This is a genomic window from Microbacterium sp. 22215 (genome assembly GCF_052045655.1).
Lineage (GTDB): Bacteria > Actinomycetota > Actinomycetes > Actinomycetales > Microbacteriaceae > Microbacterium > Microbacterium phyllosphaerae.
The window spans coordinates 443863-457332 of the sequence record NZ_JBQEPC010000002.1 but is presented as its reverse complement, the minus strand read 5'-3'; the positions used below and the strand labels follow the sequence as shown (position 1 = coordinate 457332).

8 protein-coding genes are annotated in these 13470 nt (G+C 68.1%); 3 read left to right on the top strand and 5 right to left on the bottom strand.

The window, feature by feature from the left end:
• Positions 1 to 12: 12 nt before the first annotated feature.
• Together ACTJKH_RS05465 and ACTJKH_RS05460 are read right to left on the bottom strand one after the other, a co-directional pair.
• Positions 13 to 2613, bottom strand: a complete 2601-nt coding sequence (locus ACTJKH_RS05465) for a X2-like carbohydrate binding domain-containing protein (protein ID WP_440736048.1) — start codon at positions 2611 to 2613, stop codon at positions 13 to 15.
• A 55-nt stretch (positions 2614 to 2668) separates the two neighbouring features.
• A complete protein-coding gene (locus ACTJKH_RS05460; RefSeq protein WP_440736047.1) occupies positions 2669 to 4876 on the bottom strand; it encodes an alpha-galactosidase in 2208 nt (735 codons plus the stop codon).
• 166 nt (positions 4877 to 5042) lie between these two features.
• Between ACTJKH_RS05460 and ACTJKH_RS05455 the strand changes: the two genes are divergently transcribed.
• The 3 genes from ACTJKH_RS05455 to ACTJKH_RS05445 all read left to right on the top strand — a co-directional run bounded on the left by ACTJKH_RS05455 (position 5043) and on the right by ACTJKH_RS05445 (position 8710).
• A complete protein-coding gene (locus ACTJKH_RS05455) occupies positions 5043 to 6032 on the top strand; it encodes an ABC transporter permease (RefSeq protein WP_259159634.1) in 990 nt (329 codons plus the stop codon).
• Entirely contained in the window at positions 6029 to 7006 is a 978-nt protein-coding gene (locus ACTJKH_RS05450; RefSeq protein WP_440736046.1) for a carbohydrate ABC transporter permease, read from the top strand. Before ACTJKH_RS05455 ends, ACTJKH_RS05450 begins: the two co-directional genes overlap by 4 nt.
• A 75-nt stretch (positions 7007 to 7081) precedes the next feature.
• Positions 7082 to 8710 carry an extracellular solute-binding protein gene (locus tag ACTJKH_RS05445; RefSeq protein ID WP_440736045.1) on the top strand — a complete coding sequence of 543 codons (1629 nt, stop codon included), beginning with the start codon at positions 7082 to 7084 and terminating at the stop codon, positions 8708 to 8710.
• A gap of 148 nt (positions 8711 to 8858) precedes the next feature.
• Here the strand turns inward: ACTJKH_RS05445 and ACTJKH_RS05440 are convergent, their stop codons facing one another.
• Genes ACTJKH_RS05440 through ACTJKH_RS05430 form a run of 3 tightly spaced genes read right to left on the bottom strand, consistent with a single transcriptional unit; the run spans position 8859 to position 13447 of the window.
• Positions 8859 to 10025 (bottom strand): ROK family protein, encoded by a 1167-nt coding sequence (locus ACTJKH_RS05440; RefSeq protein ID WP_440736044.1) that lies wholly within the window; start codon positions 10023 to 10025, stop codon positions 8859 to 8861.
• A 22-nt stretch (positions 10026 to 10047) separates the two neighbouring features.
• Positions 10048 to 11031 carry an acetylxylan esterase gene (locus ACTJKH_RS05435; RefSeq protein ID WP_440736043.1) on the bottom strand — a complete coding sequence of 328 codons (984 nt, stop codon included), beginning with the start codon at positions 11029 to 11031 and terminating at the stop codon, positions 10048 to 10050.
• Positions 11021 to 13447, bottom strand: a complete 2427-nt coding sequence (locus tag ACTJKH_RS05430; protein ID WP_440736042.1) for a glycosyl hydrolase family 95 catalytic domain-containing protein — start codon at positions 13445 to 13447, stop codon at positions 11021 to 11023. The genes ACTJKH_RS05435 and ACTJKH_RS05430 overlap by 11 nt, the downstream gene beginning before the upstream one ends.
• Between the last annotated feature and the right edge of the window lie 23 nt (positions 13448 to 13470).

Here is a 13470-nt window from a genome sequence, read left to right as displayed (position 1 = left end):
CCCCGACAGCGCTCAGCCGACCTTCTTGACCGTGTACCGGAAGACGTCGGTGCGCAGCACGTCTCCTGAGGTCTTCACGATCTTGATCGTGTGCTCCTTGTCCTTCAGGCCGGAGGCCGTGAACAGTTCCTGGTTCGAGACGCGCGAGTCGCTGTGCGTGTCGACGCTCTTCACCTTCTTGCCGTCGATGTACACGTCGACAGCACCCTGGTCGGGTCCCTTCGGTGCGACCCACGTGACGCCCGTCCCGCGGAACGTGAACGACACCGAGTCGCCGTCGTTCGCGGTCGCGTGCACGTCGTCGAGGTGATCTCCGGTGAAGCCGAAGTCGAGCGTCGCATCACCGACCGGGAGCGTCGCCAGGTACGAGGACTTCAGGGTCACCGTCGTGCCCGACAGCGTGTAGTCGGCGTCACGCTCGAGCGGTTCGCCGTCGATGCTGATCGACGCGAGCTCGCTCGGGTCGCGCAGCACGTCGACCGTGATGTCGGCGGGTGCAGCTTTGTTGAACGCTCCCGATGTCGTGCTCAGCTGGCTGTCGAGCGTGACGACCAGCTTGTCGAGCAGCATGAACGATCCGGACTTCTTCACCACGCGCAGCGTGTGGCTTCCGCTCGGCAGATCCGCGACGCCGTACACGACCTGCTGCGACAGGCGCCCGTCGGCGGCAGGCAACGACGTGTCGACGGTGTCGACGAGCTGCCCGTCGAGGTAGATCTCCACCTCGCCCTGCGACTCGTGCTTCTCGGTGACGTACTGGATGCCGGTTCCCTGGAACGTGTACTCGAACGCCGCACCGTTGGTCTCGACGTAATGCACGTCGTCGCCGTGGTCGCCGAGGCCACGATTGTTGCTGTACCCCCACGACCCGCTGTAGCCGATCCGGGAGTCGTTGTCGTTCAGCGTCACCGTCAGACCGGTGGCCGGAGGGGTGGGCGTTCCGCCACCGGGGGTGTCGGACACCGCGACCGTGAACGGCTGCGAGGTCGTGGGGACCTCGTTGCCGTCGTTGCGCACCCACTCGCCGGCATACCCGACGCGAAGCGAGTCGTCGTTGACCGTGAGGACCGCCTTCTTCTCGGGAGTCACCTTCAGCAGACGCACGCCGTGGATCGGCACGCTCCCGGCGGTGAAGCCGTCGGCCTCGGTGCCGAGGTTCTTGCCGGCCCACAGGTCGCGTACCTTCGCGGATCCGTCGAGCCCGATGTCGGACCAGTCGACCGTGATGTCGGCATCCGCGCGCCCGAGGTTGTACAGGGCCACGGTGTAGGTGCCGTCGGGGTTCAGCGCGTACCAGACCTGCTGCTTCGTCGCGGTCGACACCGGACGTGCCGGCACACCGGCCTGGTTCACGGCGATGACCTCGCGGTTCGTGATCAGCTCCAGACCGTACTTGTCGAGGTTCGTGAGGTCGTTGCCCAGGTACATCGGCGCCGCCGACGTCGCCCACAGCGTGGTCGCCGTACGGCGCTCGTCACGGGTCAATCCGTCCATCTTCCCGTTGCCGACGTTGAGCGAGTCGAGGTCGTTCCAGCCGGCAGGGCCCGCGTGGCGCCACCAGTCGGAGAGCCGCGGGAACAGCCGGGCGACGTTCTCCCACGTCGTCAGCGCCTCGTCGCCGCAGTAGCACTCGACATCCCAGTCGACGCGCCAGCCGTCGGCATACTGCTTCCAGTAGTCGGCGTAGTTGATGTCGACCGCCCAGGACAGCTCGAACCAGATGTCATTGCGCTTCAGCGCCTGCGACCACGCGGCGACCTCCTCCCGTGCGTCCATCGACAGGTCGCCGATGCCGGAGCCCGGGGTCACGCTGTCGAACTTGATGAAGTCGACTCCCCATTCGCCGAGCAGATCGGCGATCGAGTCGATGTACTTCGTCGTGCAGGGGTTGTCGAAGTCGAGACGGTATCCGAAGCCCCAGTAGTCGCCCTGCTGCAGCGGCTGCTTGAGGAGGTTCTCGGTGGTGCAACCGGGGGCGTTGTAGATGGGAAGCGCCTTCTGCGCCGTCTCCAGGCTCATGCCGGGGATCAGGTAGAGGCCGACCTTCTGCCCGTTGTCGTGCACGTGGTCGATGACGGCGTCGAGGCCGTCGGGGAACAGGGTCGTGCTGGGGATCGGGCGGCCGTATTCGTCCTGGCCGCCGTTCCAGCCGGCGTCGATGTTGATGTACTCGTAGCCGAACTTCTGCAGCTTGTCGTGCATGGCGTCCGACTGCGCCATGATCTGGTCGGCCGTGATCCACTGCCCGCCCTCGTACACCTGCATGCTGTAGCTGCTCCAGCCCATGTAGGGCGCGGCAGACAGCTCCGAGATGCCGTCGTCGGGAGCCGCCGTGCGTCGAGCATCCTTCGCCGGCGGGGCCTCCTCCGGCGACGTCGATGCCGTCGGCGTGGGCTGCGGGGACGCGGTCGGGGCAGGGGTCTGCGTCTCGTCTGCGGCTGGTGGCGGTGTCGCCGCCTCGGTCGGGGATGCCTCCGGCGTGGGAGTGGCCGCGGGGTCCGGCGCCGCGGTGGCGGCCCAGCCCGCGCCCGGGGCGAGGGTCAGCGCGAGCGCGGTCGCGGCGAATGCCGCGGTGACCGTGGTCGCTCGCCTTCTCTGTCGATGGGTCTTCATGGGGTTTCCTCTCGTTCGACTGCTCTGTCGTGGGATGGGGAAGGGGAGCAGGGGGTCAGGTGTCGGAGCGCCGGATCTCGATCAGCATCGCCTGCTGGGGGTTGAGGGTCGGCAGGGGCAGTCCCGCACCGACCAGCACGCTCCCCGGAAGTTCGATCGAGCCGGTCACCGCATGGGCCACCCACGCCGGGTCGTTGCCCTGGTGGCGACTCGCAGCACCGAGGTCTTCACGGATCCTGACGCTGTACACCGCTTCGGTGTCGAGCCCGGGGAACCGCACGCGTCCGGACTGCCCGGCGGCGGAGGTCGCGAACCGGCTCCAGGTGAACAGTGCTTCGGAGCCGTCGTGCGCCACGACCCCGGCGAGTGCTGTCGTCTGGTCCGAGAGATCGGCATTGACGACCCGCCCGCTGTGCAGCAGTCCGCGGAACTCGCGGTACAGGCCGGCCCAGCGGGCGATCACGGCGAGCTCTGCGTCGTCGACCGCGGTGAGATCCTGCTCGATCCCGGCGTGCGCCGTCAGAGCCGCGATCAAACGGAACGACAGATCTGTCGTCCGGGCGGTCGTGTGCGACCGGGCGGCGCCCAGGTGCGAGCCGATCAGCTCCGGCGGAACGAGGCTGCGGGTCCAGCGTTCGATCTGGATCCGTTCGACGGGGTCGTTGCAGTCCGACGCCCACACGCGGTCGGTGCGATCGAGGATGCCCAGATCGATGCGGCCGCCGCCGCCCGAGCACGTCTCGATCTCGAGCGCCGGGTGCCGCAGGCGGAGTTCGTCGAGCAGCCGGTACAGCGCCTGAGTCTGCCGGTGCACGCTCGGGCGGTCGCCATCCGTCCCTCGACTCACAGCCTCGAGCAGGTCGCGATTGTGGTCCCATTTCAGGTAGTCGATCGAATGCTCGCTGACGAGGGCGTCGATCCGTTCGAGCAGGTACTCGTAGGCCTCGGGGCGGGCGATGTCGAGGACGTGCTGCGACCTCGATTCGGGGCCCAACCCCTCGGCGGGGCCGAGGACCCAGTCGGGGTGCGCGCGGGCGAGGTCGGAGTCGAGATTGATCATCTCGGGTTCGAACCAGAGGCCGAACTCCATTCCGTGGGCGCGCACGATGTCGACCAGGGGGGCGAGCCCCTGCGGCCACACGCCCTCGTCGACGTACCAGTCGCCGAGTCCGGCATCCGCTTCACGGCGACCGCGGAACCAGCCGTCGTCCAGCACGATGCGCTCGGCGCCCACCGCGGCGGCGCGCTCGACCAGTGCGGTGAGGCGTGCAAGGTCATGATCGAAGTAGACGGCCTCCCACGTGTTGAGCACGAGGGGTCGAGGGGAGCGCGGGTGCGACGCCCGCGAGCGCAGCCGTCGGTGCAGCCGGTCGCTGATCGCGTCGAGACCGTGATCCGACCAGATGAAGAGCGCGGTCGGTGAGTCGTAGCGGTCGCCGTCTTCGAGGATGATCTCGCCCGGGTGCAGCTCGTCTCCGGCGCCGATGATCGAGCTGAACGCGCCTGCACCTTCGGTGAGGCGTTCGGCGAGGTAGCGCTGCTCTCCACTCCACGCCAGGTGGACGGCCCACACCTCGCCATGACCGAACCCGAATCCTGCGGTGCCTGCGGCGAGCAGGAACGGGGAGTCGTGGCCGGGCTTGCCGCGGTGAGCCGCGCGCAGGTGGGTCCCGAATCCGAACGGCGTCCGCTGCGGGGAGCGCTCGCGGCACCATTTGCCGGTGAAGTCGAGGATCTCCGTCGCGCGCTCCGGCAGCGGGATCAGTGCGAGCACGGAGTCCACCGTGTAGGGGGTCGATCCGAGCCGGAGGCTGAGGCGCGCGTCTCGTACGACGGAGGTGTCGACGGCCAGGACTCCGTGCTCGTCGAGGCGGTAGCGGAGAGTCGTGCGGAGTCCGGCGAGTGCGTCCTCGAACTCCAGCTCGATGCTGCCTCCGCCGCGCACACCATCGATCTCGACGTCGTGACGGATGAGGCGCGGCCGCGGGGTGGTCGCACGACCCTGAGCGTGACCGGCCAGCGCGGGCGTACCCGACCACCCCTCGTACTCGGTGGGCAGCGCGGAGAAGGTGCGCGGCACATCGGGGGAGTTGTTCAGCTGCGCAGGGCCGGCGGTCAGCAGGAGCGCGGATGCCGTGGTCGGCGTGGATGCGCCGAGATCGGCGCCCCAGTGCAGGATGCGGGGGATCGGCTGACCGATCTCGAGGACGAAGGCGACGCCTGCGGCGCGGAGTGCGACAACGGTGTCGGCACGGGAAGTCATGGGATGAAGACCCTCCGGATAGTTACTTGACAACGTCAATAAACCACGTTTGAGAAGGGTGTGCAAGCGCGGATCTGAAATCGGCTCCGAGAAATCGGTCGTTTACTTTTGGCCGAGGTCGTGATTTTATTACGACGTAAAGTAACCCTGCCCGAGGAGGGCGATCATGAAGCTCAGTGCTGAGCAAGCACTCTCCGAGGAGGTCTCGACGTCGAGGCCCCCCGGCGCCACCGCGCGTCGTTCCACCGTCCGAACCCGGCTCACGCGCAGCCTGCGCCGCTACTGGCAGCTGTACCTGCTGCTGCTCATCCCGGTGATCTGGTTCATCGTGTTCCGGTACGTGCCGATGGCGAACGCCATCATCGCGTTCAAGAACTACAACCCGATCGACGGGGTATGGGGGAGCCCCTGGGTCGGATTCGACAACTTCGCGAATCTGTTCCGCAACCCGGTCTTCCCCCGGCTCGTCGGCAACACCTTCATCCTCGCCGCCTACACCCTGATCGCGAGCTTCCCGCTGCCGATCATCCTCGCGCTCGCGCTGAACGAGGTGCGGTTGCGCTTCTTCACCCGCACCGTGCAGCTCGTGACCTACGCGCCGTACTTCATCTCGACGGTCGTCGTCGTCTCCATGACGATCCTGCTGCTGTCGCCGCGCGTCGGTCTGCTCGGCCGGACGCTCAGCTTCTTCGGTGCCGGCCAGGTCGACCTGCTGGCCGATGCGGACTTCTTCCGGCACATCTACGTCGCGACGGACATCTGGACGACGACCGGATACTCCGCCGTGATCTATCTCGCGGCCCTCGCCTCGGTCGACACCTCGCTCTACGAGGCCGCGAAGATCGACGGCGCCTCCCGGCTGCAGAAGATCTGGAACGTGGACATCCCCGCGCTGCTGCCGACCGCGTCGATCATCCTCATCCTCGGGGTCGGCAACATCATGGCCATCGGATTCGAGAAGGCCTTCCTCCTGCAGAACGCTCTGAACCTCTCGACATCCGAGATCATCCCGACGTACGTGTACAAGACGGGCATCCTCAACGCGAACTTCAGCCTCGGAGCGACCATCGGACTCTTCAACGCCGTGATCAGCCTCGTGCTGCTGCTCGTGGTGAACACCGTGTCCAAACGAGTGACGGGAAACGGACTGTGGTGACCACGATCGATACCGAGGCCCTCCTCACCCAGGAGAGCGACATCGCGAGGGGCCGGTCGCGTCGACCCAAGCGGGACCCGCTCCTGCGAGGCGTCAAGGTCAAGGAGACGAAGACCGACCGGGTCTTCATCGTCGCGGCCTACATCCTGCTCTCCGTCTTCCTGCTCGTGGTGCTGCTGCCGCTGCTCAACATCGTCGCCAGCTCGTTCTCGAGTCCGCAGGCCGTGTCGTCGGGACGGGTGCTCTTCTGGCCGGTGGACTTCACCTTCCGCGGCTATGCCGAGGCTCTGGCCAACCCCGCGATCCTCCGCGGGTTCGGCAACTCGCTCTTCTACACGGTCGTCGGCACCCTCATCAGCGTGCTCGGCACGGTCGCGATCGCCTACCCCCTCTCACGGGCTCAGCTGTTCGGACGCAAGGTCATCACGGGTGGGGTCGTCTTCACGATGCTGTTCAGCGGCGGCGTCATCCCGATGTACCTCGTGGTGCAGTCACTCGGGCTGCTCGACACCCGGTGGTCGATGCTGCTGCCGAACGCGATCGGCGTCTGGCAGGTGATCATCGCGATCGTCTACTTCCGATCGTCCGTACCCGACGAGGTGTACGAGGCTGCCCAGCTCGACGGCGCGTCCGAACTGCGCATCCTCTGGACGATCGTCGTGCCGCTCGCGAAGCCGCTGCTCGCGGTGATCGCCCTGATGTACGCGATCATGCAGTGGAACTCGTACTTCGACGCGCTGCTCTACCTGCGCAACGCCGACCTGCAGCCGCTCCAGCTCGTGTTGCGAGGCCTGCTGATCCTGAACGACTCGGGCGGTGGCGGCGACGTCGCCGAGCAGCTGCGGCGCCGCGAGCTGGCGGATCTGCTGCGGTACTCGACCGTCGTGATCGCCACGGTGCCGATGCTCGTCGCCTATCCCTTCGTCGCGAAGTACTTCAACAAGGGGATCATGGTCGGCGCCGTCAAGGGCTGATCCGCCTCCGAGACCCCACACGTCCACACCCATCCGCATCACTACCCCCCTCAACCGGTCAAAGGAGATTCCGGAATGAAGAAACGCATCACACGAGGCGCGATCGCCGCGGTCACGGTCGTCACGACGGGGCTGGCGCTCGCCGCCTGCACGCCGCCCAGCGACGACAACGGACAGCTGATCGCCTTCGGGCCGCAGGGTGACAACGGCTCGCTCGCCGAGAACGAGTTCACCCAGCTGCTCGAGAAGAAGTTCGACATCGACTTCGACTGGCAGACGACCACCTATGACGGCAGCGTCGCGGGCGAGAAGCGACAGGTGTCGCTCGCCAGCGGCGACTACCCCGACGCGTACTTCCTCGTGCCGTGGGTCGATGCCTTCTCACGGAGCGAGATCCTGAAGTACGGGCAGCAGGGAGTGCTCCTGCCTCTCGAGGATCTCATCGACGAATACGCGCCGAACCTGAAGGAGCGGTTCGAGGAGAAGCCCGACTGGGAGCAGTCGGTCACCGCCCCCGACGGGCACATCTACGCGATCACCCAGTGGACGGAGTGCTACCACTGCAGCTATCCGTCGAAGCTCTGGATGAACACGACCTGGCTCGACAAGCTCGGGCTCGAGCAGCCGACGACCACGGAAGAGCTGCGCGAGGTGCTGCGCGCCTTCAAGAACGACGATCCCAACGGCAACGGCCGCCCCGATGAGGTGGCGTTGAGCGCCTCGGCCTCGGAGCCCGTCATCAACTACTTCATGAACGCGTTCACCTACGCGCCGTACGGCTCGCCCTCGAGCCCGCCGCCCATGGTGCTCGACGGCGACAAGGTCACTCTGTCGGCGACGACCGACGGATGGCGTGCCGGGCTGCAGTACATCTCGTCCCTCGCCGATGAGGGCCTCATCGACACCGCGTCGTTCACTCAGAACGGGGAGGCGCTGCGGGCCCTCGGCGACAACGCCGACGGTGAGATCCTCGGTGCCGCGGCTGTTCTGCATCCGTACGAGATCGTGACCGCCGACTCTCCTGACGGCCGCGACACGCACTACGACGCGGTGCCCCCGGTCAAGGGGCCCGACGGCACGCAGTTCGCCACCTACCGCTCGCCGGTCAGCCCGCTGGGCATGTTCGCGCTGACGAACAAGTCGACCGAGGAGGAGCGCATCCAGGCCATCAAGGTCATCGACTACCTCGTGACGGAAGAGGGCGATCGTCTCGGCGCCATGGGCCCGGAGGGCGAGGCGTGGGTGCCGGCCGTCGACGGCGACGTCGCGCTCGACCCCGAGCTCGACCCCACGTTCAAGCCGCTCACCTACGACGAGACGTCGAACGCCTCGTGGCGCTCGATGGGTCAGTACTGGGACTCGCTCGAGTACCGCAACTCGCAGGTCGTGCCGGAGGACGTGTACTCGCCCGACGGGTATGAGCGTCGACTGCTCAACGCGTCACAGGAGTACGAGCCCTACGCTCCCGACGAGAGCATGCTCTTCCCCGTCGAGAAGCTGTGGCCCGACCCCGACACCTCGGCGGAGCTCGCCGAGCTGCAGACGAACATCGCGACCTACATCACGCAGGCGCAGGCGGAGTTCGTGACCGGTCAGCGCGACATCGATGACGACGCGACGTGGGATGCCTACGCCGCCGATCTCGAGGGCCTCGGGCTCTCTCGCTACCTCGAACTGCAGCAGGCTCTGTACGACGCGCTCTGAGCGACGGACACAGGATGCGCGGGGCGGATACGCCCCGCGCATCTCTGCGTCTCGGATGACAGGTGCCCGGCGCAGAACCCGCGGCGAGCATGCAGAGAGGCGGATGCCGTGCGGCATCCGCCTCTCTCGGAGTCTGTGTCGTGGGGCCTCAGCGCACGAGCGACTGGATGGCGGTGGCGGCGGCGCCGCGTGCCCAGTCCTCGAACGTGTGGGGGCGGGTCACGATTCGACAGCGCACGGCAGCCCCGAACGCGTGGTTCTCGAACGCGTCATGCAGCGTCTTCTCGAAGAGATCGAAGTCGGACACCCCCTCTCCGCCGATGATCACGAGCTCTGGTCCGGTCAGATTCACGAGAGTCGCGATCGCCGTGCCGATCAGGCGGGCGGCTTCGCGGAAAGCCGATTCGGCCTTGGGATCACCCGCGTGCGCGAGCGCCACGGCCTCGTCGATCGCGACGGGCCTACCGAGCGCCGCCGAGACCGCCGCTTCGATCGCTCCGGTCGACGCCGCGGCCTCGACGCATCCGCGCCGGCCGCAGGGGCAGACCAGAGCAGGGTCGGCGAGGGGCAGATGGCCGATCTCGCCCGAGACGCCGAAGGCGCCGCTCACGACCTCGCCGTTGAGGTGCAGGCCGCTGCCGATGCCCCGACCGATCGTCACGATCGCGAATGAGGCGGTGCCGAGGCCGATGCCGAACCAGTGCTCGCCGATCGTGAGGGCGTGTACGTCGTTCTCGATGGTCACCGGCCAGGCGAATCGCGACTGCAGCAGATCCCCGAGGGGGACGTCGGCCCACCCCATGATGTTCGATTCGCGCACGACTCCCGTGGAGCTGTCGACGTCGCCCGACACCGAGACGCCGATGCCGGCGATCGCGGATGCGCCGAGGCCGAGGTTCTGCTCGAGCTCGGCGACGACATCGCTGATGGCATCGATCACGGAGTGCGGATCGTCGGCAGGCAGAGCCCGCCTCGTGCTCGTGAGCACGGTGGTCGCGAGGTCGGTGGCGACAGCGATGACCTCGTCGACGTTCACCTTGACGCCGAGCATCACCATCGACTCGAGGACGATCGACACCGGACTCACCGGGCGGCCCGGGGTGCCGTCGCGATGCGAGGCGGGAGGTGCGTCGACCAGCCCCGCCGCCACGAGCGGAGCGACCGCCTTGGTGACCGCTGCCTGAGACAGACCCGTCTGCCTCGCGATGTCGATGCGGCTGATGGGGCTGCGCGTCAGGATCGTCTCGAAGACCCTCGACCCGGCGTCGGACGCCGAGCGGATGAGGGTGGTGCGCGAGGCGGTGTCGTGGTCCATCAGGTCCTTCGGGTCGTGTCGGCTATCGTAGCGAACTCGCTGCGGTGCGCGTCGGAGCGCCTGCCGCGAGGTGCGCGGCCGCGAACTCGAGCGCGTTCTCCTCGTCGAGATCGCCCCCGGCCTCATGTCCGTTGTAGGGCCAGATCACCACCGTCTTCTCGCCGCCGTATGCCGTGAAGGCCGGGAGCACCGTCTCCGGCGGTGCGATGCCGTCGAGCAGGCCGGTGCTCAACAGCGCAGGGGCGGTGCCCCGCTTGGCGTGATTGATGCCGTCGAAGTAGCGCAGCGTGTCGAGCGCCACGGCGGTGTCGCCACGCCGGTCGGCGAAGTACTGCGTGAGGAGCGAGTAGGGATGCTCGGTGCTGAGCGTCGCCGCCCGGTCGAGCTCGCAGAGGAAGGGCGCCTGCACGATCGCGACCGCGATGTCGGGCACGAGCCCGGCGATCGCGAGGGCGATACCGCCTCCCTGGCTGGCGCCGACCGTGCCGACGCGAACGGGATCGACGCCGTCGATGCTGCGCAGCGCGTCGACGGCGCGCACCGCGTCGGCGTAGACGCGACGGTAGTAGTACTCCTGCGGCGAGCGGATTCCTCGGGTGAGGAAGCCTCCCGCGGACGGACCGCCATCGGCGTGGTCGTCGTCGGTGTCGCCGTGTCCCTGTCCGCGTGCGTCGACGACGAGATGCGCGTAGCCGGCGGACGCCCACCGCAGGTCCCGCAGCGCGTGCCCTCTGCCGTTGCCGTAGCCGAAGAACTGCACGAGTCCAGGCAGGGGCTCGGTGACGCCGTGGGGGATGCGGAGCCACGCCCGGATCGGGGTGCCGCCGAACCCGCGGAACGAGACGTCGAAGACGTCGATCTGGGTGAGTCGGGTGGCATGCGGTGTGACGGTGAGATCGAGGGGAAAGCTTCTCGTCTCAGCGATCGTCTCGGCCCAGAACGCGTCGAAGTCGTCGGGTTCGGTCTGCGTGGTCGCCGCATCGACGGCGCGGAGATCACCGTGCACTGCGTCCCTCCTGCGGCAGAGCGGCCGAACCTGCGGTGGACGGCAGCGCGACATCGACGGTCGCGCCGGCCGCCACGTCGACCGAGGTCTCGCGGTCTGCGATCCTGACGATCACCGTCCGACGCTCGGAGCCAGGATTGTGCAGGGTCGCGCCTGTCACCCGCCCATCGCTCCACGTGAGATCGAGGACGAGGCCGGGGCGCACCGCGATGCCCTGCGCGTCGCCGCGGACCCACGAGTCGGGGAGTGCGGGAAGCAGATGTACGAGGCCGCCGTGGCTCTGCACGAGCATCTCGGCGATCGCGGCGGGGAAGCCCAGGTTTCCGTCGATCTGGAAGGGCGGATGCGTGCTGAACAGGTTGGGGAGGAGGCCTCCCCATTCCGAGCCGTCGACCGGGCCGTGGCGTGTGGCGTCGCCGTCGAACGGCGTCAGTGCCTCTTCGAGGAGCGATGCCGCGACCTCGCCCTGACGGGCGCGCGCGCGGAGGGCGACCTTCCAGGCCCAGGACCAGCCCATGGCACCGGGTCCCCGTGCGTCGATCAGACGGACTGCTCCGTCGAACAGCTCGGGGCTGCGCTCGGGGGTCACGGTGTCGAGGGGATACAGGCCGACGACGGGGGAGAGGTGGCGGTGGAGCGGTTCGTGCTCCTCCACCTCGGCCGACCACTCCAGCAGTCTGCCGTCCGAGCCGATCCGCAGCGGAGTCAGCGCCGCCAGTGCCTCGCGCACCTCGGCCTCCAGTGCGTCGTCGAGCTCGAGGTCGGCGATCGCGATGAGCGCGCGCTCGAAGAGGGCGCCGATGAGGCTGAGGTCTGACGTCGCGGTCAGACCGAGGGCGGTGGGCCGACCGTCGGCGGCGACGTAGGAGTTCTCCGGTGCGGTGGAGGGAGACGTAAGGAGTGCGCCGTCGGCATCCGCGACGAGCCAGTCGAGGCAGAACTCCACGGCTCCGCGCATGACGGGCCAGATCCGCTCGCGCAGGAGGTCTCGGTCCCCACCGAATTCGTACGCGTCCCACAGGTTGTGCGTGAGCCAGACGCCGCCCATCATCCAGATCGCCCAGCTCGCGGCTCCGTGGCCGCCGCCGACCGGAAGACTCCAGCCCCAGACGTCGCTGTTGTGATGCGCGACCCATCCGCGCGCGCCATAGAGCTCTCGAGCGGTGGCGGTGCCGGTGCTCGCGAGGCGCTCGACGAGGGCGAGCAGCGGTTCGAGCGCGTCTGGGGCGAGCAGAAGCGGCGCGGCCCAGTAGTTCATCTCGGTGTTGATGTTGATCGTGTAGTTCGACGACCATGCCGGCTGCAACTGGTCGTTCCAGATGCCCTGCAGGTTCGCGGCGGGGCTGCCCGCGCGCGAGCTCGATGCGAGCAGGTACATGCCGTACTCGGCGGCGACCGTCGCGCGCAGCTGCGGATCGGATCCGTGGAGCACATCTCGGTCGACGCTCCAGGTGCCCTCACGTCGACTGCCGATCGCGAATCGCGCGCGGGTGACGCGTCGCCGATCGGCGACGTGCTCGGCGAGGAGGTCGTGGGTGTCGCGCTGAGCCGCGGCACCCGCCCTCTCTCGTGCGCGATCCCGGATCGCCTCTCGTGAGGCGGTCCGCCAATCCCCGTCGGCGTCGGCCCACCACGACCCGGCGCGCGACGATGTGGACAGGGCGATCAGCAGGCGACGGGCCTTGCGGACGACGATGCGACCGTCGGAGTGTCGTACCTCGCCGTCCGAGTTCACGACGACCGCTGCGGCAGCGTAGGCGTCGAACTCCGTGTCGTCCTCCGCATAGCGCAGCGGGGGAACGACCGACTCCTCGTGCAGTGGCGCTCCGTCGACAGGGGCCTGCACGTCGAGGATCAGAGCGCCGGCGGAGTCGACGACTCGACCGCGCAGGGGAGTGGACAGCTCGATCGTGGTGTCGAACTCGACATCAGCGACGAGATCGACGATCAGCGCCTGCGCGGGCGCGGACACCCACGAGCGGCGAGTAAGGCGACCACCGGGGATGCGGAGGGTCTCGGTCAGAGCCGCGTCATCGAGGTCGAGGACTCTCGCGGGGGCGTCAGGATCGGTCTCGGCGCCCTCGACTCGCAGGTGCAGATCTGCGAGCGGAAGGAACTCCTGCGAGTACGGACCCTCGAAGGCCATCAGGAGCTCTTCCGCGAGCCGTACGTCGCCCGAGCCGAGCGCAGCGCGCACCTCCGTGAGGCGAGCGGGGCCCGCGCCGCGGGAGCGCACGTTCTCCAGCGCTCTGGCCGGCCCGTCGGGGGTGCCGGACCACAGCGTCGAATCGTTGAGCTGATATCGGCCGCTCGGTCCGCCGAACGCCATCGCGCCGATGCGGCCGTTGCCGAGAGGGGTCGCCTCCTCCCACAGTGTCGCGGGGGCATCCCAGCTGAGGCGCAGTGTGTCGGTCATCGCACTCCGGTGTGTTCGATCGA

Bases quoted from the DNA above. Each gene is read 5' to 3' on its own strand.
- ACTJKH_RS05465 (WP_440736048.1), bottom strand. From the start codon at position 2,613: ATGAAGACCCATCGACAGAGAAGGCGAGCGACCACGGTCACCGCGGCA.
- ACTJKH_RS05440 (WP_440736044.1), bottom strand. From the start codon at position 10,025: ATGGACCACGACACCGCCTCGCGCACCACCCTCATCCGCTCGGCGTCC.
- ACTJKH_RS05460 (WP_440736047.1), bottom strand. From the start codon at position 4,876: ATGACTTCCCGTGCCGACACCGTTGTCGCACTCCGCGCCGCAGGCGTC.
- ACTJKH_RS05445 (WP_440736045.1), top strand. From the start codon at position 7,082: ATGAAGAAACGCATCACACGAGGCGCGATCGCCGCGGTCACGGTCGTC.
- ACTJKH_RS05455 (WP_259159634.1), top strand. From the start codon at position 5,043: ATGAAGCTCAGTGCTGAGCAAGCACTCTCCGAGGAGGTCTCGACGTCG.
- ACTJKH_RS05430 (WP_440736042.1), bottom strand. From the start codon at position 13,447: ATGACCGACACACTGCGCCTCAGCTGGGATGCCCCCGCGACACTGTGG.